Source organism: Kitasatospora sp. NPDC094019, from assembly GCF_044764505.1.
Lineage (GTDB): Bacteria > Actinomycetota > Actinomycetes > Streptomycetales > Streptomycetaceae > Kitasatospora.
On the sequence record NZ_JBIWIF010000027.1, the window covers coordinates 58,099 to 79,490 of the forward strand.

Annotated in this window: 20 protein-coding genes and 2 pseudogenes; 14 read left to right on the top strand and 8 right to left on the bottom strand. The window is 73.1% G+C overall.

Features of this window, described 5'->3' with window-relative positions; translation table 11 throughout:
* The first annotated feature begins 87 nt into the window (after positions 1-87).
* Positions 88-1,035 (top strand): helix-turn-helix transcriptional regulator, encoded by a 948-nt coding sequence (locus ACIQ9P_RS36320; protein ID WP_402365939.1) that lies wholly within the window; start codon positions 88-90, stop codon positions 1,033-1,035.
* Between the two features lie 70 nt (positions 1,036-1,105).
* Here ACIQ9P_RS36320 and ACIQ9P_RS36325 read toward each other — a convergent pair whose 3' ends face one another.
* Positions 1,106-1,609 carry a metallophosphoesterase family protein gene (locus ACIQ9P_RS36325; RefSeq protein ID WP_402365990.1) on the bottom strand — a complete coding sequence of 168 codons (504 nt, stop codon included), beginning with the start codon at positions 1,607-1,609 and terminating at the stop codon, positions 1,106-1,108.
* A gap of 143 nt (positions 1,610-1,752) precedes the next feature.
* Between ACIQ9P_RS36325 and ACIQ9P_RS36330 the strand changes: the two genes are divergently transcribed.
* On the top strand, positions 1,753-2,385 hold the full coding sequence (locus ACIQ9P_RS36330) for a GNAT family N-acetyltransferase (RefSeq protein ID WP_402365941.1): 633 nt from the start codon (positions 1,753-1,755) through the stop codon (positions 2,383-2,385).
* 47 nt (positions 2,386-2,432) lie between these two features.
* On the opposite strand, the gene ACIQ9P_RS36335 is transcribed toward ACIQ9P_RS36330, so the two are convergent.
* Positions 2,433-2,690: a hypothetical protein gene (locus tag ACIQ9P_RS36335; RefSeq protein ID WP_402365943.1), complete on the bottom strand. Its 258-nt coding sequence runs from the start codon at positions 2,688-2,690 to the stop codon at positions 2,433-2,435.
* A gap of 163 nt (positions 2,691-2,853) precedes the next feature.
* Here ACIQ9P_RS36335 and ACIQ9P_RS36340 point away from each other — a divergent pair, with 163 nt between their 5' ends.
* The gene (locus tag ACIQ9P_RS36340; protein WP_402365945.1) at positions 2,854-3,453 is read left to right on the top strand and encodes a phosphoribosylanthranilate isomerase; all 600 of its coding nucleotides are present in this window, start codon (positions 2,854-2,856) and stop codon (positions 3,451-3,453) included.
* 52 nt (positions 3,454-3,505) lie between these two features.
* On the opposite strand, the gene ACIQ9P_RS36345 is transcribed toward ACIQ9P_RS36340, so the two are convergent.
* On the bottom strand, positions 3,506-5,503 hold the full coding sequence (locus tag ACIQ9P_RS36345; protein ID WP_402365947.1) for an ABC transporter ATP-binding protein: 1,998 nt from the start codon (positions 5,501-5,503) through the stop codon (positions 3,506-3,508).
* Positions 5,504-6,437: 934 nt separating this feature from the next.
* Here ACIQ9P_RS36345 and ACIQ9P_RS36350 point away from each other — a divergent pair.
* From ACIQ9P_RS36350 to ACIQ9P_RS36390, 9 genes and pseudogenes are all read left to right on the top strand, one after another.
* Entirely contained in the window at positions 6,438-6,743 is a 306-nt protein-coding gene (locus ACIQ9P_RS36350; RefSeq protein ID WP_360010129.1) for an urease subunit gamma, read from the top strand.
* A 3-nt stretch (positions 6,744-6,746) separates the two neighbouring features.
* A complete protein-coding gene (locus ACIQ9P_RS36355) occupies positions 6,747-7,589 on the top strand; it encodes a cobalamin biosynthesis protein CbiX (RefSeq protein ID WP_402365950.1) in 843 nt (280 codons plus the stop codon).
* 23 nt (positions 7,590-7,612) lie between these two features.
* Complete coding sequence (locus ACIQ9P_RS36360) at positions 7,613-8,089, top strand: urease subunit beta (RefSeq protein WP_402365952.1); 477 nt, start codon at positions 7,613-7,615, stop codon at positions 8,087-8,089.
* On the top strand, positions 8,089-9,813 hold the full coding sequence (gene ureC, locus ACIQ9P_RS36365; RefSeq protein WP_360010123.1) for an urease subunit alpha: 1,725 nt from the start codon (positions 8,089-8,091) through the stop codon (positions 9,811-9,813). Before ACIQ9P_RS36360 ends, ureC begins: the two co-directional genes overlap by 1 nt.
* On the top strand, positions 9,810-10,532 hold the full coding sequence (locus ACIQ9P_RS36370; RefSeq protein ID WP_402365954.1) for an urease accessory protein UreF: 723 nt from the start codon (positions 9,810-9,812) through the stop codon (positions 10,530-10,532). Before ureC ends, ACIQ9P_RS36370 begins: the two co-directional genes overlap by 4 nt.
* Before the next feature lie 38 nt (positions 10,533-10,570).
* Positions 10,571-11,191 carry an urease accessory protein UreG gene (gene ureG / locus ACIQ9P_RS36375; RefSeq protein ID WP_402365955.1) on the top strand — a complete coding sequence of 207 codons (621 nt, stop codon included), beginning with the start codon at positions 10,571-10,573 and terminating at the stop codon, positions 11,189-11,191.
* A 35-nt stretch (positions 11,192-11,226) separates the two neighbouring features.
* A complete protein-coding gene (locus ACIQ9P_RS36380) occupies positions 11,227-12,198 on the top strand; it encodes an urease accessory protein UreD (RefSeq protein WP_402365957.1) in 972 nt (323 codons plus the stop codon).
* 201 nt (positions 12,199-12,399) lie between these two features.
* Positions 12,400-12,939: pseudogene (locus tag ACIQ9P_RS36385) on the top strand (carbohydrate binding domain-containing protein); the annotation flags it as partial.
* A 204-nt stretch (positions 12,940-13,143) separates the two neighbouring features.
* Positions 13,144-14,103 (top strand): annotated as a pseudogene (locus ACIQ9P_RS36390) (chitinase); the annotation flags it as partial.
* Positions 14,104-14,209: 106 nt separating this feature from the next.
* Here the strand turns inward: ACIQ9P_RS36390 and ACIQ9P_RS36395 are convergent.
* The 5 genes from ACIQ9P_RS36395 to ACIQ9P_RS36415 all read right to left on the bottom strand — a co-directional run bounded on the left by ACIQ9P_RS36395 (position 14,210) and on the right by ACIQ9P_RS36415 (position 19,379).
* On the bottom strand, positions 14,210-14,632 hold the full coding sequence (locus ACIQ9P_RS36395; protein WP_402365959.1) for a molybdopterin-binding protein: 423 nt from the start codon (positions 14,630-14,632) through the stop codon (positions 14,210-14,212).
* A 147-nt stretch (positions 14,633-14,779) separates the two neighbouring features.
* Complete coding sequence (locus ACIQ9P_RS36400) at positions 14,780-15,256, bottom strand: molybdopterin-dependent oxidoreductase (protein WP_402365961.1); 477 nt, start codon at positions 15,254-15,256, stop codon at positions 14,780-14,782.
* A gap of 166 nt (positions 15,257-15,422) precedes the next feature.
* Complete coding sequence (locus ACIQ9P_RS36405; RefSeq protein WP_402365963.1) at positions 15,423-16,385, bottom strand: hypothetical protein; 963 nt, start codon at positions 16,383-16,385, stop codon at positions 15,423-15,425.
* 98 nt (positions 16,386-16,483) lie between these two features.
* Entirely contained in the window at positions 16,484-17,221 is a 738-nt protein-coding gene (locus ACIQ9P_RS36410; protein WP_402365965.1) for a DUF2278 family protein, read from the bottom strand.
* A gap of 97 nt (positions 17,222-17,318) precedes the next feature.
* Entirely contained in the window at positions 17,319-19,379 is a 2,061-nt protein-coding gene (locus ACIQ9P_RS36415; protein WP_402365967.1) for a phosphocholine-specific phospholipase C, read from the bottom strand.
* A gap of 294 nt (positions 19,380-19,673) precedes the next feature.
* Between ACIQ9P_RS36415 and ACIQ9P_RS36420 the strand changes: the two genes are divergently transcribed.
* Entirely contained in the window at positions 19,674-20,657 is a 984-nt protein-coding gene (locus tag ACIQ9P_RS36420; RefSeq protein WP_402365969.1) for an aldo/keto reductase, read from the top strand.
* A 143-nt stretch (positions 20,658-20,800) separates the two neighbouring features.
* Entirely contained in the window at positions 20,801-21,136 is a 336-nt protein-coding gene (locus ACIQ9P_RS36425) for a hypothetical protein (RefSeq protein WP_402365971.1), read from the top strand.
* Positions 21,137-21,392 lie beyond the last annotated feature (256 nt).

Genomic DNA, 21,392 nt, shown 5'->3' on the forward strand with positions numbered 1-21,392 from the left:
CCACCTCCCACCGGGCGTGCGGCTTTCGGAACGGGGCACCCGGGTACGCTCGGAGGGAGAGCACAGGACGAGCAGTGGGCGGTGCGGGTGGAGTTGTTGTCGTTCGAGAGCGCGAACGTGGGCGAGACGGAGGAGTTCTTGTCGTCCGCGTACACGCCGATGAGGATCGGCGGGCCCGTCCAGGACGCCCGGGTGCGGATCAGCCGCCGTGCGGCCGGGCCGTTGGCGATGGACCGGCTCGACTTCGGCTACACCATGGCCTACGACGCGGCCGACCTGGGCCGGGTGTGCCTGATCAGCATGCACAGCGGCACCCTGGCCGACCTCACCGACGGCCGCGAGGAGGTGTTCGGGCCCGACGAGACCTTCCTCCTCGCCCAGCCGGACCAGCCCTACCGGGGCGAGGTCCGGGCCGCCCGCTACACCATCGCCCTGCTCGACACCGCGCTGCTGGAGGCCGTCGCCCCCACCGGTCCCGGCACCCGCCCGCCGCGCCTGACCGGCGTACGGCCGGTCGACGGGGCCGCGAACCGCCGGCTCGCGTCCGCCATCGCCTACATCCGGGACCACGTCCTCGACGACCCGGCGGCCTGCGAGAGCGAACTCCTGGTCGGCACCGCGGCCAGGCACCTGGCGGCCGTGACCCTCGGCGCCCTGCCCAACAGCACCCGCGACACCGGCCGCCCGGCCGACGGCGCCGACGCCACCCCCGGCACCGTGCGCCGGGCGGTCGCCTTCATCGAGGCCAACGCCGACCGGGACATCGGTCTCGCGCAGATCGCCGAGGCCGCGTACGTCACCCCGCGGGCCCTCCAGTACGCCTTCCGCCGCCATCTGGACACGACGCCGCTGGCCTTCCTGCGGCGGGTCCGGCTGGCCGCCGCGCACCGCGAACTGCTCGCGGCGGACCCCCGCAGCGCCACGGTGACCGAGATCGCGATGCGGTGGGGCTTCGCCCATCCCGGGCGCTTCGCCGCGCACTACCGCGACGCCTACCGGACCGCGCCGGGCACCACCCTGCGCCTCTCCGCCTGAACGCCCGCGGGCCGCGCGCCGGGTGGTGCGGCGGCACGGTGCGCCGTCCGGCCCCGGCCCCGGCGGTGGCTCAGCGGCGGGGCGGCAGGCGGTGCAGCCGCACCTCGGTCAGCTGTTCGTCGTCCAGCCGGGCGGTGAGGTAGGTGGCGAAGGGCTGGCTGCGCCGGTCGGTCGGCGAGCCCGGGTTGAGCAGGCGCAGGCCGCCCGGCGCGAGGCTGTCCCAGGGGATGTGGCTGTGTCCGAAGACCAGCACGTCGGTGTCGGGGAACCGGGCCTCGCAGCGTTCCTCCCGCGCCCGGGCGGGGCCGGTCTCGTGCACGACCGCGAAGCGGACGCCCTGGAGCCGCACCCGGGCGATCTCGGGCAGCCGCTCGCGCAGCGCCGCCCCGTCGTTGTTCCCGTGTACGGCGACCAGCCGCTCGGACCGGGCCAGGAACAGGTCGAGGGTGGCGGTGTCGACCCAGTCGCCGGCGTGGAACACGACGTCGGCCTCGTCGAGGGCGTCGAGCAGCGGCGCGGGCAGGGCGCGGGCCCGGGTCGGCAGATGGGTGTCGGAGGTCAGCAGCAGTCGCATCACGGTGAGAACGAGCGGGTCGCGCGGGGGCTTCGGGGCCGCCCCGGAAACCACCCGGTCGGCGACCCTCCCCTCCCCGGGGGCGATCGGCCCACACGTCGAATTCCCTTGCCCTCGACGGCGATCGGGGGTGATCCTTGCCCATGGACATGCCGCCGCGGGTGATCGAGCTGGACGACCTGACCCTCCGCCGTTTCGACCCCGAGCGGGACGGCGTGGAGCTGTTCGAGGTGATCGAGGGCGCGCGGGGGCACCTCCGGCCGTTCATGGCGTGGGTCGACGAGCACAGCCCGGCCCGGACCGCCGAATTCCTGGCGCGGCGCCAGGAGGGGTGGGAGGCGGGCCGGGACTACACCTTCGCGGTCGTGCTCGGAGGGGCGATCGTCGGCGCCTGCCAGCTGTTCCGGCGGGAGGACGGTCCGGGCGAGGTCATGGAGATCGGCTACTGGCTGCACCCGGCGGCCACCGGGCGCGGTGTGGCGACCCGGGCCGCGGGGGCCCTGGTCGCCGAAGCCTTCCGGTTCCCCGGCGTGGAGCACGTCGAGATCTCCCACGACCCGGCCAACCACGCCAGCGGCGCCGTCGCGGCCCGGCTCGGCTTCACCGAGGACCGTCGCCGCCCGGTCGGGACCGGTGCGGAGCTGGTCTGGCGGCTGAGCCGGCGGCGGGGAACCAGCGGGAGGGCTGCCGTCGAGGAGCGCGCCGCCGAAAAGCGTGCTGTCGAGGACGGGATGGCCGGGGGCAGGAAATCTTTCGGTTCTCACCCGCCGAAGTGACGGCGTCTCACCGGCGGGTGCTGAAGATCTTCCGGTGGGCGGGGGTGTCAGGAGGCGGAGCTGCTCGCCGGGTAGCGGCCGGCCCCGGCCTCCTCCCCGCTGCTCCGGCACACGCCGCAGGTGTGCCAGCCCGGTTGGTCCAGACCGGACCGGTGCGGGGCGAGGGTCATCTCGGAGGTGTCCAGCCCGCACAGGGTACGGGGTCCGCAGACTCCGGAAGCCTCCGCGGGGGCGGCGTGCGCGCGGCGCACCGGGCCCCCGGGATCGGTCGGGGTGTCAGATTCCAGTACGACAACGGTGTCCATCCCCCCACCGTTGCCGCCCGCCCGTCGGTCCGCACCCGCACGCGGCATCCGGACCAATCGCCCCGACGGCCGCAGCCGGACCCTCGCCGCACCTGACCCGGCGCTCCCGCCCCGCCGCCGGTACTACGCTGGTCAGGCCGTCCAGTGGGGAGTACCCGGGAACATGTTTGTGAAGATCTGCGGTCTGAGCACCGCTGTGGATGTGGCCGCGGCCGTCGCGGCCGGCGCCGACGCGGTGGGCTTCGTGCTGACCGAGAGCCCGCGTCGGGTGGAGCCGGAACTGGTACGGGAGTTGGTGGCGGCGGTACCCGAGGAGGTACTGACGGTGGCCGTGTTCCGGGAGGAGCCGGCCGCCCATGTGCGCGCGGTGGTGCGCGCGGCCGGGGTCCGGGCGGTGCAGCTGCACGGCAACCACCCGGCGAGCGCCTTCGCCGAGCTGTCCGACCTGGGCCTGCCGCTGGTCCGGGCCACCTCGGCGGCGAGGGCGGCCGGCGCGGACTGCGGGGACTTCGGCGAGGACCTGCTGCTGCTCGACGCACCGGTGCCGGGCGCGGGGGAGCCGTGGGACTGGGCCGAACTCGGCGCCCGCCCACCGGCCGGCAGGTGGCTGCTGGCGGGCGGCCTCAGCCCGGCGAACGTCCGCGAGGCCGTCGCGGCCGCGAACCCGTGGGGCGTGGACGTCTCCAGCGGCGTCGAGATCCGGCGCGGGGTCAAGGACCCGGCCCTGATCACCGAGTTCGTACTCGCCGCCAAGTCCGGCTGAACCCCCGCCGGGCCGGGGCGGCGGGCCCCGCCGCCCCGGCCCGGCGGGCCCGTCAGTCGGCCTCCGCGCCCTCCCCGCTCCCTCCGGGCCGCCCAGCCCCTCCGGCCTCCGCGCTCCCCCCGGGCTGCCCGGTCCCTCCGGACTCCCGGAGCGACCCGGTCCGTTGGGTCGGCAGACCGCTGCGTTCGTTCTGCAGGTCCCACAGCTCCCGGAACCGCCCGGCCCCGTCGGCGACCAGTTCGGCGAAGGTCCCCTCCTGGAGGACCCGGCCGTCCTCCAGCACCACGATCCGGTCGGCGACGGCCACGTTGGTGAGTCGGTGGGTCACCAGGACGACCGCCCGCTCGCGGGCGACGGCCCGCAGGTTCTGGAAGATCCGGTGCTCGGCGCGCGGGTCGAGGGCGGCGGTGGGCTCGTCCAGGACGAGCAGCCCGGCCTCGCGGTGGAAGGCCCGGGCGATGGCCAGCCGCTGCCACTGGCCGCCGGAGAGTTCCTCGCCGCCCATCCACTCCACCGCCAGCAGGGTGGACAGCCCCCGGCGGAGCTTGGCCACGACGTCGGACGCGCCGGAGGCGTCCGCGGCGCGCAGCACCGCCGCGTCGCCCTCGGGGGTGGGCTGGCCCAGGGTGATGTTCTCGCGGCAGGTGACGGGCCAGCGCGCGTAGTCCTGCGGCACCACGGCGACCTGGCGCCACAGGGCGTGCGGGTCGAGGTCGCGGGTGTCCCGGCCGTCCCACCGCACCGCGCCGGAGTCGGGGAGGTAGAGGCCGGCCAGGAGCTTGGAGAGGGTGGTCTTGCCGGAGCCGTTCTCGCCGACCAGGGCGAGGATCTCGCCGCGCTCGACGTGCAGGCTCACCCCGTCCAGCGCCTTGCGGTCGGCGGCCGGGTAGCCGTAGCTGAGGTCCTCCACCGCGATCCGCTCCGGCGCTTCGGGCGTTCCGCCGCCGCGATCGGGCCGGTGGCCGCCGGCGGTGTCGAGGAAGTTCGACCAGTCGTCCAGGTACATGCCGGTGCGGAACAGGTCGGCGCCGTAGCCGACGATGCCGCGCAGGCTGGTGCCGACGGCGGCCAGCGCGAACACCGCGGCGCCGCCGCGCGGCAGGCTCATCCGGCCGGTGCTGACCAGCCACAGCATCGCCGCCCAGACGAGGGCCGTCCCGAGCCCGGAGGCGGCGGCGCCGACCACCGACACCCGGGCGCTGCGCCGCGCCGCCTGCCGGGAGTTGGCGTCCAGCCGCCGTCCGACGTGGTCGTACTTGCCGAGCAGGAACTCGCCCATGGTGTCGGAGCGGACCTGGTCGGCGTTGCGCTTGAGGTGGATGTACCAGCGCAGGTTGGCCATGATCCGGCGGTCGCCGATCGCGGCCCGGTTGGCCAGGAACTGCACCCGGGCGGCGTGCACGGAGGCGATCCCCTGCGGCAGCGCCGCCAGGACCAGCAGGGGGAGCAGCGCGGGGTGGAGCACGGTCAGCACGCCGGCCGCGCCGAGGAGGGAGGCGAGGGAGGCGAGCAGGTTCTGCGCCTCGCCGACGATGTCCACGCAGACCTCGGCGCCCCGGTCGGCGGCCTCCAGTTCGTCGTTGTAGCCGGCGTGGTCGTAGGCGGTCAGCTCGGCCGCCACGGTGGCGCGCAGCACCGCCGCCTCGGCCTCGCGGGAGATGCGGGGCGAGAGGTGGATGGTGATGGACTGGACGGTGATGCCGAGCAGGGACCGGGCGCCGGCCGCCGCCGCGATCACCATGATCGACGGTGCGGCGTGGGTGAGTTTGGCACCGACCTGGCCGGGGCCGAACAGGGCCGAGATGGTCCCGGTGGTCGCGAACAGGCCGGCCGCGCCGAGGACGGCGGAGACGGCCTGGCAGCTGAGGAGCAGGGCGACGGAGCGGCGGTCGATGCGCCAGCCGAGGCGGAAGGCGCGGACGACGAGCGCGGGCAGCCGGCGGGCCATCGCGCTGACGCTGATCGCCTCGATCGCCTCGATGCGGCGCCCGTCGGCGAGCCACTGGAGTTCCTCGTCGGAGGCTCCGGCCGGTGCGGTCGTGGTGTTCAAGCGTTGGCCTCCGTCCGCGCTGCGGGGGTCGTCGGGGCGGCGACGGCCGTCGGGGCGGGCGGGGTCGTCGGGGCGGGCGGGGGTGCGGGTGGCAGGTGGGTCGCCGGGGTGGGGTGACAGGCCACGGGGCCTCCAGACGCGGAGCGGTGCGGGGACGGTGGGAGTACCTGGTCCGGCCAGCGCAGATTCGCGCAACTCGGCTGCCTGGAAGTCGAGTTGGCGGATCCGTCATGGGCGGGTCGGGGTCCGATGATGGTGCTGTTCGAGCGCGTCGTTCAAGCGGGTTTCCCTCCGGGCGAGCCCGGGTCGAACGGGGACTTTTCGAGCACGTCCGCAGGCGTCGCGGGGTTCGCCCCGGCCGCTGCCGGACGGGAGCGGCCGGGGCGGGGCCCCGGCCGCCGCCCGAGGGGTGCCCGTTGCCGGAATCACTCGTTCGGATGGTCGCCACGGGGAGCGGTTTGCCGTCCGTGCGGAGCGTCGGCGGGTCGGTCGCTCGTGATCATCGGCGGGTCCGCGGGCCGGGATCACCGGTGCGGGCCCGAATTGTCGCGGTGGGTGGAATTTATGACGGATCGGCCGACGTGGACGGATTCCCGGCTTCGTCATCCGTCGGTAAAACTTCGCAAAGAAATTCTCACGTCAGCGCCTCCGGTGACCTTGAATTCAACAGAATGTTGCAGACCAGGGCTCCGATGGTCACGCTTCGTGGATTTGACACAACTCCCCGTACGGGCGGACATCCGCAGGACGCGGGAGTACGGTTCCGGAGGTCCGGAGGCATCGCCGCAGGTGCACACCGTCGACCGTGACCGACCGTTCCCCGATCGCGTTGGGACTGACGGGCCGTCGGTCGGCGCGCGTGCCCGGCCCCGTCCGCTCCACCGTCCAACTCCCATGCATTTCATCGGATCCTCGGAAAGGAAGAGTGACTCCCGTGAATCTCTCGCCGCGTGAGATGGACAAGCTCTACATCTACGTCGTGGCCGATCTGGCCCGCAAACGCCGCGACCGTGGCGTCAAGCTGAACTACAGCGAGACCTGCGCCCTGATCAGCGAGGCGGTCATGGAGGGTGCGCGGGACGGTCGCACCGTCGCGGAGTGCACCGAGATCGGCAAGCAGGCCGTCGGCGGCGCCGACGTCATGCCGGGCGTGCGCGAGATGCTCCCGCTCCTCCAGGTGGAGGCCGCGTTCCTGGACGGGACCAAACTGGTCTCCTGCCACGACCCCGTGGGTGCCTGACCCGTGGCGCGACCTCGGTCCGCTCCGCCCACCGTGGTGCTCGCCGGCGGGCACGAGAGCCACGGCGGAAGGGACTTGACGGCCCTGGTGGAAGGCGCCGGCGTGCGGGAGCGCGCCGCGGCGTTCGCCGCCGCCCCGGCCGGCCGGCCGCTCGCCGAGGCCGTACGGTCCGCGCTGGCCGCGGGTGAAGGGCCGGTCTGCGTCGTCCCGATGACGCTCGGCCGGGATCCGGGCCTGGTGGCCGACAGCGCCCGGGCCCTGCGCTGGCTGGCCGCCGGGCCGGAGGGGCGGGGGCGGCTCGCCCTGACCGCTCCCTTCGGCGCCGAGCACCTGGTCGGCTGGCTGCGCGCCGCGGCCGCCGTCGCCCCGGCCGGCGCCCTGCTGGTCACCGCACCTGCGGCCGGTCCCTTCGACGACGCCGAACTGTTCCGGATCGCCCGGCTGGTCCGCCAGTTCGGACGGCACCGCTGGGTGGAGGTGGCCTTCGCCGGCGGCGACCCCGACCTGGTGGAGGGCGCCGAGCGCTGCCGCCTGCTGGGCGCCGGGGAGGTGACGGCCGTCGCGGCGTCCTTCGGGTCGCCGTTCGGCGCCACCGCCCCACCGCGGCTCCGGGACGGCGGCCCGCTGCTGCGGCCCGCCGCCGTCGCCGCCGTGGTGGCGGCCCGGACCGCGGCGGCGCTGCACCTGCTCGGGCACGGGGAGGACGGCATCGCGGCCGGTCTCGACGCCGAGCACGGACACGGGTACGCGCACACCCACGAACCGGGCGGGCCCCGGCATCCCCACCCGCACGCCCACGCCCACTCCCGGTCCCACCACCACGCGCCCGCCCCCGTCCCCCACTGAACCGGCAGAGAGGCAGACCAGCCATGTCCGGCGGCACCGCATATCTGTACGGCGACGACCCGGTCGAGATCAACGCCGGCCGCGCCAAGGCCACCGTCACGGTCAGCAACACCGGCGACCGTGCGATCCAGGTCGGTTCGCACTACCACTTCTTCGAGGTGAACCGCGCGCTCCGCTTCGACCGCAACGCCGCCTACGGCAAGCACCTCGACATTCCGGCCGGTACCGCCGTCCGCTTCGAACCGGGCGACACCAAGGACGTCGTGCTCGCCGAATTCGGCGGTCACCGGCGGCTGGTGGGCTTCAGCAACCTCGTGGACGGCGGCACCGCCGCGGCCGCCACCCGGGCCCGGGCGCTCGACCGGGCGATGGCCCGCGGCTTCAAGGGCACCCACCTCGAACCCGTCGGGGCTCCGGAGGTCCTGGACGGTCCGGAGGGCCGGGGCTTCCGCCCGGAAGCCCCCCAGGAGACGGACACCCCCAGGAAAGGCGACCACTGATGGCCATCCTCCCCCGCAAGCAGTACACCGACCTGTTCGGTCCGACCGTCGGCGACCGCTTCCACCTGGCCGACACCAACCTGCTGGTCGAGGTCGAGCAGGACCACAACCGGGGCCACTACGGGGACGAGGCCGTCTACGGCGGCGGCAAGGGCATCCGTGACGGCATGGCCCAGGACCCGGCCGCCACCTCCCTGCATGGCGCGCTGGACCTGGTCATCACCAACGTGGTCGTGCTGGACGCCGTGCTCGGTGTCGTGAAGGGCGACATCGGGGTCAAGGACGGCTTCATCGCGGCCGTCGGCAAGGCGGGCAACCCGCACACCCAGAGCGGTGTGCACCCGAAGCTGGTGATCGGCCCCGGTACCGAGGTGATCTCCGGTGAGCACCTGATCGCCACCGCGGGCGGCATCGACACCCACATCCACTTCATCGCCCCGCAGCAGGCGCGGGAGGCGCTGAGCAACGGCATCACCACACTGATCGGCGGGGGCACCGGCCCCTCCGACGGCACCAACGGAACCACGTGCACCCCGGGGCCGTGGAACATCGGCCGGATGTACCAGGCCGTCGAGGACCTGCCGGTCAACGTCGGTCTGCTGGGGAAGGGGAACGGCTCGCTGCCCGGCGCGCTGCGCGAGCAGGTAGAGGCCGGCGTGTGCGGGCTCAAGGTGCACGAGGACTGGGGGAGCACCCCGGCCGCGATCGACAGCGCGCTGGGCGTCGCCGACGAGTACGACGTCCAGGTCGCGATCCACACCGACACCCTGAACGAGTCCGGCTACTACGAGGACACCCTTTCCGCGATCGACGGCCGCACCATCCACACCTTTCACACCGAGGGCGCCGGCGGCGGCCACGCCCCGGACATCATGCGGATCGCCGGGGAGCCCTACGTCCTGCCCTCCTCGACCAATCCGACCCTGCCCTACACCGTCAACTCGGTGGACGAACTGCTGGACATGGTGATGGTCTGCCACCACCTCAGCCACGACGTCCCCGAGGACGTCTCCTTCGCCGACTCCCGGGTGCGGGCCGAGACCATCGCCGCCGAGACGGTGCTGCACGACGAGGGCGTCATCTCCATCCTCTCCTCCGACTCGCAGGCGATGGGTCGGATCGGCGAGACCTTCACCCGCGCCTTCCAGACCGCCCACCACTGCAAGGAGCAGCGCGGAAAGCTGGCCGGCGACAGCGAGCGCAACGACAACCTGAGGGTGCTGCGCTACCTCGCCAAGCTCACCGTCAATCCGGCCGTCGCCTCCGGCACCGCCGACCACATCGGCTCGCTGGAGCCGGGCAAACTCGCCGACATCGTGCTCTGGCCGATCAACTCCTTCGCCGCCAAGCCCAAGTTGGTGATCAAGGGCGGGGTGATCAACTGGGCGTTGATGGGAGACCCGAACGCCTCCCTGCCCACCCCCCAACCGGTCTACTACCGGCCCATGTTCGGCGCGTTCGGGCGGGCCAGGCAGGCCACCAGGGTCTCGTTCATGTCCCAGGCCGCCGTCGACCTCGGAGTCCCGGCCCGGCTCGGGCTGGACAGCCGGGTGCTGCCGGTGCGGCGGTGCCGCTCGGTGGGCAAGGAGCACATGGTGCGCAACGACGCGCTGCCGAAGATCGCGGTCGACCCGGAGACCTACCGGGTCACCCTGGACGGCGAGCCCGCCACCATCGAGCCCGCCCGCGAACTGCCGCTCAACCACCTCTTCTACCTCGCGTGAGCACCGCCCCGCTCGCGGCCCCGTCGACGGAGGCCGGCCTGGACGCCCTGCTGGTCGGCTTCCAGCTGACCGACTCCGCGTTCCCCAGCGGCTTCTACACCCTCTCGCACGGTCTGGAGGGCTACGCCCAGGCCGGGGCGGTCACTCCGGAGACCGTGCCCGAGCTGCTCGCCGACCTGCTGCGGCACGGTGTCGGACCCTCCGACGCGACGGCACTGGTGCTGGCCCACCGGGCCGCCTCGGCCGGCGACTGGCAGCTGCTGGCCGGGACCGACCAGCGGCTGCACGCCACCAAGCTCAACCGCGAACTGCGGCTGGCCGCGACCCGGACCGGACGCCAACTCCTCGAAGTCGCACGGGAGGCGGTGGGCGGTGAGCCACTGGAGCGGTACGCCGCACTGGTGGCCGCCAAGCAGGCTCCCGGGTGCCAGGCGGTGGCGGCCGGGGTCGCCTACGCCTCGGCCGCCGTTCCTGTCGAACAGGCCGTCACCGGCGACCTGTTCGCCTTCTGCGCGAGCTTCGTCGGCGCCGCGCTGCGACTGCGGCTGACCGACCACCGCCGGGCCCAGGTGGTGCTGCGGTCCGTGGCGCCCGTGATCCGGGAGGTGGTGGCGGCCGCCCTGGTCCGGGAGGCGGCCGACCTGGGCGGCTGCGTGCCGGTCGCGGACGTGATGTCCGGGCGGCACGAGCGGGCCGAGGCCCGGTTGTTCGTGAGCTGAACCCCTTCGTACCGAGGCAGTAGAGGAGAGCAGACAGCATGACCGAGAACGTGCTCCGGGTGGGTGTCGGCGGACCTGTCGGCTCCGGCAAGACGGCGCTGATCGAGGCGCTCGTCCCGGTGCTGATCGCGCACGGCCACCGCCCTGCCGTCATCACCAACGACATCTACACCCAGGAGGACGCCCAGCACGTTCGGCGCACCCTGGCCGGCGTGCTGGACCCGGAGCGGGTGGTCGGCGTGGAGACCGGCGCCTGCCCGCACACCGCCGTCCGGGACGACCCGACGATGAACCTGGCCGCCGCCGCCGAGATGCTGGAGCGCTTCCCCGACGTCGACACCCTGCTGTTCGAGTCCGGCGGCGACAACCTCACCCTGACCTTCAGCCCGGTGCTGGTCGATCTGTTCCTCTTCGTCCTCGACACCGCGGAGGGCGAGAAGATGCCCCGCAAGCGCGGTCCGGGCATCACCGAGTCGGACCTGCTGGTGATCAACAAGACGGACCTCGCCCCGTACGTCCGCGCCGACCTCGGGGTGATGGAGTCCGACGCCCACCGGGTGCGCGGCGGCGGGCCGGTGGCGCTCACCAACTGCCTGACGGGGGAGGGGCTGGCGGGGATCGCGGCCTTCCTGGAGACCTTCCGGAAGGTCCCGGCGTGACGGCTCCCGCGGTCCGACCCACGGCCGGTCCCGCAGTGCCGATTCCCGGCGCGTCGCGCGCTGTCCCGCGCCTCGACCCCCGGCACTACGAGCCGGACCGTGTCCCGTACGAGGTCCGCCGGCACGCGGGAGCGCCCGACACCCTCGGGGTCGGGCGCCCCGGCAAGGTGGGGCTGCTGGAGCTGGCCTTCGAGCGGATCGGTGGACGCACCGAACTCACCGGTCACTACCAGAGATCGCCGTTGCAGATCATGCGCCCGCTGTACTTCGACCCGGCCCGGCCGGACCTCGCCGTCACCTTCCTGATGTCCACCGGCGGCGGCGTCCTCCAGGCCGACCGGCTGCGGACCGACGTGCGCTGCGGGGCCGGTACGGCGGTGCACCTCACCACCCAGGCCGCCACCAAGGTCCACCGGATGGACTTCGACTACGCGACGCAGATGTTCCATCTGGAGGCCGGACCCGGGGCCTACGCGGAGTACCTGCCCGAGCCGGTGATCCCCTTCGCCGGTTCCCGCTTCCACCAGCGTACGGTCCTGACCGTGGACCGGGGCGCGACGGTACTGGCGGGGGAGACCGTCCTGGCCGGCCGTCTGGCGCGGGGCGAGCGCAACGCCTACCGGGTGTTCGCGTCCGATCTCGAAGTCCGGCGTCCGGACGGCGAACTGGTCGCTCTGGACACCGTGCGGCTGGAGCCGGGGGGCCCCGGGGGCGGGGTTGCCGGGCCGGCCGTGCTGGCCGGGCACGACGTGATGGCCAGTCTCTACGTGCTGAGCCCGCTCGCCCCGGCCGGCCGGATCGCGGACGTGCTGCACGAGGCCCTGGCCGCACTGCCGGAGGCGTGGGGCCTGTTCCACGGCGCCAGTGTGCTCCCGCAGGACAGCGGGGCCTGGCTGCGACTGCTGGGCTCCGACACCCGAGCCTGCGCGGCCGCCCTGCGTGCGGCCTGGGACGCCGTGCGACGGCTGCTGATCGGCGTCCCGGCACCGGAGTTGCGCAGGACCTGAGGGGCCGTGGCGGCGCTGCGGACGGCGTTCCGAATTGGTCCAGACCCTCGCAATTGGTCCAGACCTATTGACGTTCCCGGCCACCCCTCCTACGATCCGGACCGGCACAGCCCCACATGTCCCCCCACCTCACCCAGAGCCGGGCGTCACGCCCCCACGCGTCGGTCATGTCCCTGGCGCTCGGCGGGAAGGGAGCACAGCATGTTCCGTCGAAGGTCGCGCACCCCGGATCCGCAGCCCCGGGCCACCCTGGAACGCGCCGCCCGGACGTACCGGACCGGCGCCGCCGTCCGGTCCGGACCGAGTGCGGTGAACCGCTCCCTCGCGCTGGTCAGCGCCGCCGCCGTGATCGGGGCCGGCCTGGTCGTGGCCGGCAACGTCACCGCCGGAGCGGCGGTCCCCAACCTGCTGGCCAACCCCGGTTTCGAGAACGGGCTCTCCGACTGGACCTGTACCGGTGGCTCCGGCGCGGTCGTCGGCAGCCCGGTGCACTCCGGCTCCTCCGCGCTCAAGGCCACGCCGGCCGGCTCGGACAGCGGCCAGTGCACCCAGACCGTCAGCGTGCAGCCCAACTCGCAGTACACCCTGAGCGCGTTCGTCCAGGGCAGCTACATCTACCTGGGCGCCACCGGCACCGGCCTGGGCGGCACCCAGTCCACCTGGACGCCGAGCAGCGCCTCCTACAGCCAGCTCAGCGTCGGCTTCAGCACCGGGCCGAGCACCACCTCGGTCACGATCTACCTGCACGGCTGGTACGGGCAGCCCGCGTACTACGCGGACGACGTGGTGCTCAGCGGCCCCGGCGGCACCACCACCCCGCCGACCACCCCGCCGACGACGCCTCCCACCACTCCGCCGACCACGCCCCCCACCACTCCGCCCACGACGCCGCCGACCACCCCGCCGACGACGCCCCCCACCACGCCGCCGACCACCCCGCCGACCGGTGACACCTGCCCGACGAAGCCCCGTCCCGCCGGCAAGGTCCTCCAGGGCTACTGGGAGAACTGGGACGGCGCCTCCAACGGCGTGCACCCGGGCATGGGCTGGGTGCCCATCACGGACAGCCGCATCGCCGCGCACGGCTACAACGTCATCAACGCCGCCTTCCCGGTGATCCTCTCCGACGGCACGGTCCTGTGGCAGGACGGCATGGACGCCGGCGTCAAGGTGTCCACCCCCGCCGAGATGTGCCAGGCCAAGGCGGCCGGGGCGACGCTGCTGATGTCGATCGGCGGCGCCGCCGCGGGCATCGACCTCGGCTCCAGCACCGTCGCCGACAAGTTCGTCGCGACCGTCGTCCCGATCCTGAAGAAGTACAACTTCGACGGCATCGACATCGACATCGAGACCGGCCTCTCCGGCAGCGGCAGCATCGGCACCCTGTCCGCCTCCCAGTCGAACCTGATCCGCATCATCGACGGCGTCCTCGCCCAGATGCCCGCGGGCTTCGGTCTGACGATGGCTCCCGAGACCGCGTACGTCACCGGCGGCAGCGTCACCTACGGCTCGATCTGGGGCGCCTACCTGCCGATCATCAAGAAGTACGTGGACAACGGCCGCCTGTGGTGGCTGAACATGCAGTACTACAACGGCAGCATGTACGGCTGCTCCGGTGACTCCTACCAGGCCGGTACGGTCCAGGGCTTCACCAAGCAGACCGAGTGCCTGAACAACGGCCTGACCATCCAGGGCACCACTATCAAGGTGCCCTACGACAAGCAGGTGCCCGGTCTGCCGGCCCAGCCCGGCGCGGGCGGCGGCTACATGGCGCCGGGTCTGGTCAGCCAGTCCTGGGGCGCCTTCGGCGGCGCGCTGAAGGGTCTCATGACCTGGTCGATCAACTGGGACGGCTCGAAGGGCTGGAGCTTCGGCGACAACGCGAAGTCCCTCCAGGGCCGTTGATGCCGAGCTGACGTCGCGCTGACGTCGAACCGACGTCGCGCCGAGACCCGCGACGCAAGGGGCCCCGGGAGCGGACGACGCTCCCGGGGCCCCGTCGTCGTGCGGGTCAGGCGGTGGCGAGGGACAGCTCGGTGGCCTTGATCAGCGCGGTCACGGCGGAGCCGGTGGTCAGGCCCAGATCGTCCACGGCGTCCCGGGTCACGGCAGCGGTGAGGACGCCGCCGCCCTCGACGGCGACCCTCACGGTGGCCATGGCCGCCCCGGCCGCGATCCCGGTCACGGTGCCGGGGATCCGGTTGCGGATGCTCAGCCCGGTGACCGGGCCGGTGGCGAGGGAGACGTCCGTCGACTTCACCATCGCGTGGACCGCGCTGTCCTCGGCGAGGCCGAGGTCCTTGACGGCGTCGACGGTGACGGCCGCGGTGACCTCCTGGCCGCCGTCCAGCCGGGCCCTCACCGTGGCCATCGCCTCGCCCGCGGTGACGGAGGTGACGGTGCCGGGGATCTGGTTGCGGATGCTCAGGCTCATGACTGCTGACCTCGTACGATCGCTGGGAGCAGGGCTTCCACCTGCGGGTATGCCTGACCCTAGAGCGAATTCGCCGCCGCCGCGCGGGCCCCGTCGCAGCTGCGAGCCCGGCCGAGGTGATCACCTGGCAGAAGCGCCCCGGGCCGGTCACCGTCCGGCGGCGCCGACCCAGATCTCGGTGACGGCGCTGATGTAGCGCGCCCCGCAGTGGTCGGCGGGCACCACGAGCTGCGGGCCGGAGGCGTCCAGCGGGGTGCCGTCGACGCTGGTGGCGAGCAGGATCTGCTGGCCGCCGAACTCCGGGTCGATCTCGGCCCAGGACAGGACCGCGCAGTGGCCGTCCGCCCCCGTGACGGTCAGCAGGTGGCGCAGGCGCTGCTTGCGGCCGCGGAGGTCGACCCGCGGTCGGGCCTCACGCACCACGTCCCACAGTTTCGGCCCCTCGAAGGAGTGGTTCTGCTCGCCCTCGCTCAGGCAGTCGAAGCTCACCTCGACCCGATGGGCCCGCCGGGCGCGCAGCTGGGCGACCGTCAGTTCGAGTGGCCGGTCCAGCCGGCCGTGGAACCGCACGACGGCCGGTGCGGCGGGCACGGTCGGTGCGGCGGGTGCGACGGGTCTGCTCACAGGGACTCCCTTCGGTTCCGCTCGGCGCGGCTCGGGCGGAGAGATACCCGTATTGCCCGGCAGATACCCGGGTGATCGTGCGTTTGGGGCGGCAGGTGCGAGGTGCGGCCTCGTCTCTCCCTGGCGGATGCCGCCCGGGCGATGGCCGGGTGAGGGTCGGAGCGGATCAGTCGAACAGCGCCCGGAGGCCCAGGCCGATGTAGAGGAAGAGCAGCGGGATCGCGAAGCCGCCGTAGACGGCGGGCAGGACCGACTCGGGGCCGCCGAGGCCGACGCCGGTTAGCAGCGGGCGGATCCACAGGAACAGGAAGGTGGCGAGGACCGGGACGGTGGTCTGGGCGAGGGGGCGCCAGGCCAGAGAGTGCAACTGGTCCGCCTCCGCCGCGACGGACAGCGGCGCCACGAAGCACGCGAAGAAGAGGCCGAAGAACAGCAGCAGGAAGAGGCGCATGCCGCCGATGGTGGTGCCGGTGTCGACGTACGGGGAGAGGTCCGAGGTACGCACCATGGGGTTCAGCCGGGGTGCCGACGGGGCCCACAGGACCTGCACCCGGTCGTCGGTGCGGGGTTCCCCGGTGGTGTCGGCGCCCCGGGCGGTGATCCTGACACCGTCGGGGAGGGCGAGCTCCAGATCGGAGTCGTAGTGCGTCACCATGCCGTCCGGGTCCTCGACCGCTTCGGCGTCCGTCACCCCGACCACCGTCGCGGTGGACAGCACCGCGCCCGCGTTCTTGATCGCGCGCACGTCCGCGCCGCCGTCCATCGCGCTCAGGGCGGCCGGGAGCGCGGCCGCGAACGGCAGCAGCAGGACGACGGCGGCGACGCGCACCCGCACCCAGGGCGCGGCGTCGAGGGTCGACGGCACCCGGAGCCGCAGCGGGCGGATGTCCTTGGACAGGGAGACCCGGCTGCGCCCGCGCCGGCTCCACATCCGGACGGCCTTGGCCGCCCACAGCGCTGCCACCCGCAGCCACAGCAGGGCTATGCCGATCCGGGCGAGGGTGTCGAGCGCGGTGAGCGGTTGGCGCGTCCCGGTGCCCAGGCCGAACCCCCATCCGATCGCGACGGACAGGACTGCCCACGCGCCCACCGCACTCACCCGCGCCACCCAGACCAGCACGTTCCCCACCGCCCCCGATGTCGATCATCCGGGCGGGATCCTCCCACACGAAGGTTTCGGGCCCGCGACGCGGGGCGGACGGCCGGGCGGCGGGTGCCGCCGGTCGGTCAGAGCGGGTGCCCGGTGCCGTCGGTGTTCAGGCTCTGGGTGTTGAACCTGATCTGCCAGACGACCACCCGCCCGTCCGCGAACTCGCAGACGACGGCGCCGTCCTGCCAGGTGCCGTCGGTGTCGTACCACTGACTGCCCAGCGGATCGCCCTGGTTGAGGTGCACGTCGTGGACGCCGAGGCCGGTGGTGAAGCGCTGGCCGAAGACGTAGATCCGCTCGGCGGAGCGGACCAGGGGCTCCAGTACGTCGAGCGCGTTGTCGCCGTCGCTGGCCACCCACGGGTGCACCGCGACGGGGCGGTTCGGCAGCTTGTGGAGCAGCGCCACCAGCCGGTCGGCCACGGTCGGGCCGAACGCCGGCGCGCCGACGGGCTGCTTCTGCAGCAGCGCGACCACCCGCAGCACCAGCCCCCTGAGGGTGCGCAGCCAGTCGGGGTCGCGCAGCAGCGGACTGCGGGCGTAGTCCAGCGCACCGGAGGCGGGTGAGGAGTCGAGCCGCTGGAAGCCGTCGGGCAGCTCCGGGAGGGGGCCCAGATCGGAGCGGTGCAGGCCGTCCACCAGCCGGTAGGAGACGCCGACGCTGCCGGGCGCGTCCACGTCGAGGGCGGCCTCGAAGGCGCCGGACGGCGTCGTCAGGGTCAGATGGCCGTGGTACCACTGGCCGAAGTCGTGCGAGGGGTCGCGGGAGAAGTCCTGGAACGTGCCGACGGCCACGCCGTACAGGGGAAGGGGCATGGCCCAGGCTCGCACGGCGCGGGTCCGTGCGCGCTCAGGCGCGGCCGCGCGCGCGTGGCCTTGCTCCGGGCGTGGCCCTTCCCCTGCACGGCCGGGCTCAGTAGGTGAGCAGGCCCGGGTCGGAGAGGCCGGGGGCACCGGTCTCGACGTGGCCGGCGAGGCGGCGGACGAAGTCGGCCGTCACGGAGGAGGTGATGGTGACGTCGTACCAGTTGCGGCAGCCGCGCAGGTCCACGGTGTACCCGACGGTCGCGCCCCGGCGGACGGTGACGCCCTGCGGGGTGCCGCCGTAGGCGTTGGCGACGGTGAGGACGGCGTCGGCGCCGGCGGGGTTGGTGAAGGTGAGGTCGAGGTTGCCGGTGGTCGGGTTGTGGCGCGCGGAGACCTCGGGTCCGGCGGTCTTGCCGGGGTTGCGGAAGCGGCGCACGAAGCCGTTGGGGCCGTGCACGGTGAGGTCGGTGACGCCCTTGGAGTAGGTGGTGTTCCAGGCGTCGGAGATGTTCTTGCCCGCCTCCGCGGTGTAGGTCCACGGGCCGTCGGTGCGGTTGGGCGAGGTGACCAGGAACTGCGCGCCGGCCGCCGCCCCGCCGCTGAAGGCCAGCCGGTACTTGCCGGTCGGGATGTCGGCCGAACCGTCCACGTACGGCGCGTACTTGAGCGGACGGGTGGGCTTGGTGCCGGCCTCCTGCTTCGGCATGGTGCCGACGGCGGGCGGGGCGGGCACGTAGTCCGGGTGCCGGTTGGCGTCCTGCGGCCGGTAGCCGGCGGTGGACGGGAGCGCGGCCGGCGCCGGGTTCGAGGCGGTGAAGTCGAAGGCGGTGGTGAGGTCGCCGCAGATGGCCCGCCGCCAGGGCGAGATGTTGGGCTCCAGGACGCCGAAGCGCCGCTCCATGAAGCGGATGATCGAGGTGTGGTCGAAGGTCTCCGAGCAGGTGTAGCCGCCGGTGCTCCAGGGCGAGACGACCAGCATCGGCACCCGCTGGCCCAGGCCGTAGGCGCCCGCGCCGTAGCTGATGCCGCCGCCGTAGTAGTCCGCGCCGGTGGCGACGGTGGACAGGCCCTGGGAGGCGGAGGAGGGCGGGAACGGCGGCACCACGTGGTCGAAGAAGCCGTCGTTCTCGTCGTAGGTGATGAACAGCGCCGTCCGGGCCCACACGTCGGGGTTGGAGGTGAGCGCGTCCAGGACCTGCGAGATGTACCAGGCACCGTAGTTCGCGGGCCAGTTGGGGTGCTCGGTGAAGGCTTCGGGGGCGGCGATCCAGGAGATCTTCGGGAGGGTGCCGCCCTGCACGTCGCTCCGCAGCCGGTCGAACAGGCCGTCGCCCGCCTTGGCGTTGGTGCCGGTGCGGGCCTTGTCGTACAGCGGGCTGCCGGGCTTGGCGTTGCGGTAGTTGTTGAAGTACAGCAGCGAGTTGTCGCCGTAGTTGCCCCGGTAGGGGTCGTTGATCCAGCCCCAGGAGCCGGCCGCGTCGAGGCCGTCGCCGATGTCCTGGTAGATCTTCCAGGAGACGCCGGCCTGCTCCAGCCGCTCGGGGTAGGTGGTCCAGCCGTAGCCGGCCTCCTGGTTGCCGAGCACCGGGCCGCCGCCGGTGCCGTCGTTGCCGGTGTGGCCCGTCCACATGTAGTAGCGGTTCGGGTCGGTGGAGCCGATGAACGAGCAGTGGTAGGCGTCGCAGAGGGTGAACGCGTCGGCGAGCGCGTAGTGGAACGGGATGTCCTGGCGGGTCAGGTAGGCCATGGTGGTGGCCGTCTTGGCCGGCACCCACTGGTCGTACTTGCCGTTGTTGAAAGCCTTGTGGCCGCCGGCCCAGTCGTGGTTGAGGTCCTGGACGAACTGCATGCCCAGGTTGTTCACCTGCGGGCGGAACGGAAGGATCTCCTTGCTGCCGCTGTCCTTCTGGTACCAGACCGGCTTTCCGCTCGGCAGGGTGACCGGGCGCGGGTCGCCGAAGCCGCGCACACCCTTCATCGCGCCGAAGTAGTGGTCGAACGAACGGTTCTCCTGCATCAGCACGACGATGTGCTCGACGTCCTGGAGAGTGCCGGTGGCGCCGGCCGGGGCGATCGCCGCGGCACGCGCGATGCTCTGCGACAGGGACGAGAACGCGGCGGTGGCGCCAGCGAGTTGGAGGAAACGGCGCCGGTTCAGCTCAGCCATGGGTGGGAGACCTCTGCCTGTCATGGGGGGTGGAGGAACGGTGCCTGAAGAGGACAGCGGCTACGGGGTACGTCCGGGCCGACCGCCGGTGTCCGGTTGCTGTACGTCAGAAGAACGCCTCGACTTGTATGGACATCCTGTGGCGTTCTCCGAGGAGTGCGGCAGGGGTCGCACATCACCTGTGACGGGCGTCACGGCGGTGCCGTGCCCCGGGCGGAGGGTGGGGCGGCGGTGGTCGTGGCGGCCGGTGCGCGGCTGACCTGCGGCGCTGCGGTTCTGTGAGAGGGTCGGCGCATGGAACAGCGCGTTTTGGGACGAACCGGCCGATCTGTCGGGGTGGTAGGACTCGGCACCTGGCAGCTCGGTGCCGACTGGGGCGACGTCCGGGAGGAGGACGCCCTGGCGGTGCTGGACGCCTCGGTCGAGGCCGGCGTCACCCTCTTCGACACCGCCGACGTCTACGGCGACGGCCGCAGCGAGCGGTTGATCGGCCGCTACCTGAAGGGCCGTCCGGACGCGGAGGTGTTCGTCGCCACCAAGTTCGGCCGCCGGGTCGAGCAGCGACCGGAGCACTACAACCTCGCCAACTTCCGTGCCTGGTCCGACCGTTCGCGGTCCAACCTGGGGGTGGACCGGCTCGACCTGGTGCAGCTGCACTGCCCGCCGACGCCCGTGTACTCCAGTGACGAGGTGTACGACGCGCTCGACACCCTGGTCGCGGAGCGGCGCATCGCCGCGTACGGGGTCAGTGTGGAGACCTGCGCGGAGGCGCTGACGGCGATCGCCCGCCCCGGGGTGGCCAGTGTGCAGATCATCCTCAACGCGTTCCGGCTGAAGCCGCTGGAGGAGGTGCTGCCGGCGGCCGCCGCGGCCGGGGTCGGCATCCTGGCCCGGGTGCCGCTGGCCTCCGGTCTGCTCTCGGGGCGGTACACCGCGCAGACCGGCTTCGCCGCGGACGACCACCGGACGTACAACCGCCACGGCGAGTCCTTCGACCAGGGCGAGACCTTCTCCGGCGTCGACTTCGAAACCGGGGTCGAGGCGGCCGCCGCGTTCGCCGGGCTGGCGCCCGCCGGTGCGACGGCGGCGCAGACGGCGCTGCGCTGGGTGGTCCAGCAGCCGGGTGTCACCGCCGTCATCCCCGGCGCGCGCAACCCCGGGCAGGCGGTCGCCAACGCGGCCGCCGCCGAGCTCCCGGCACTGCCGGACAGCACGCTGGCGGCCGTCCGTGACCTCTACGAGGCGCGGATCCGTCCGCTGGTGCACGACCGCTGGTAGGTGCGGTGGAAGCCGGGGGGCGGGCGGTCGGGCGGTCGTCCGCCGTCCCTCGGTGCCCGGTTTTCGGGCGGCGTCACCCTTGAGGCCCACAATGGCTCGTTTATCTGGAGTTAACCTGTCATTTGGTAATTAGACTGGTTTGCATGTTGTCCGATCATCGCGTCCTCCTCGGTTCTGTCACCGCCGTCCTGCGTGCGGCGGGGCTCCCGCTGGCCGACGCGGTGCGGGGGACCGGCGGGGCCATGGTCTCCGACGGCGTCCACGGCGTGACCGTCTCCTGGCGGGCCGCATCCCGGGGTGCGGCCTCCGAGCCGTCCGGCGCGGCCGGGTCCGACAGTGCCCGGTTACAGGGCGGCGCCGCCGTGCGCTCGCGGCACTTCCAGGCCACTCTCCGTGTCGCCGCGTTGCTGGCCGACGTCGGCTTCCACAGCGAGCACCTCGGCGACCGCGTTCTGGTCAGCGGCCGCGGCGCGGTCTGACCGGTCGCTCGGTCCCGGTCCCGGGGCATGTCCGCGAAGCCTGTGGAACCCGTGAAACCCGCGCGTCCGTGAGTCCGGGCCCGGCCCTCCCTCCGGGGGAGGCCGGGCCCCTTTGCCGTTCCCGGCGGGGTGTCGGGGCGCCGGGGCGTGGGGGCTTCGGGGGTGGGGACGCGGGGGTGCGGGGATGTGGGGCCGACGAGATCGGCGCACGCCCTTGACGGTGAAAGTAATGTTCCTTAACTTAATTCCCGCGCCG

Coding starts and splice junctions, on each gene's coding strand:
- ACIQ9P_RS36325 (WP_402365990.1), bottom strand. CDS start 1,609: ATGCGACTGCTGCTGACCTCCGACACCCATCTGCCGACCCGGGCCCGC.
- ACIQ9P_RS36330 (WP_402365941.1), top strand. CDS start 1,753: ATGGACATGCCGCCGCGGGTGATCGAGCTGGACGACCTGACCCTCCGC.
- ACIQ9P_RS36335 (WP_402365943.1), bottom strand. CDS start 2,690: ATGGACACCGTTGTCGTACTGGAATCTGACACCCCGACCGATCCCGGG.
- ACIQ9P_RS36340 (WP_402365945.1), top strand. CDS start 2,854: ATGTTTGTGAAGATCTGCGGTCTGAGCACCGCTGTGGATGTGGCCGCG.
- ACIQ9P_RS36360 (WP_402365952.1), top strand. CDS start 7,613: ATGTCCGGCGGCACCGCATATCTGTACGGCGACGACCCGGTCGAGATC.
- ureC (WP_360010123.1), top strand. CDS start 8,089: ATGGCCATCCTCCCCCGCAAGCAGTACACCGACCTGTTCGGTCCGACC.
- ureG (WP_402365955.1), top strand. CDS start 10,571: ATGACCGAGAACGTGCTCCGGGTGGGTGTCGGCGGACCTGTCGGCTCC.
- ACIQ9P_RS36395 (WP_402365959.1), bottom strand. CDS start 14,632: ATGAGCCTGAGCATCCGCAACCAGATCCCCGGCACCGTCACCTCCGTC.
- ACIQ9P_RS36410 (WP_402365965.1), bottom strand. CDS start 17,221: ATGCCCCTTCCCCTGTACGGCGTGGCCGTCGGCACGTTCCAGGACTTC.
- ACIQ9P_RS36415 (WP_402365967.1), bottom strand. CDS start 19,379: ATGGCTGAGCTGAACCGGCGCCGTTTCCTCCAACTCGCTGGCGCCACC.
- ACIQ9P_RS36420 (WP_402365969.1), top strand. CDS start 19,674: ATGGAACAGCGCGTTTTGGGACGAACCGGCCGATCTGTCGGGGTGGTA.
- ACIQ9P_RS36425 (WP_402365971.1), top strand. CDS start 20,801: ATGTTGTCCGATCATCGCGTCCTCCTCGGTTCTGTCACCGCCGTCCTG.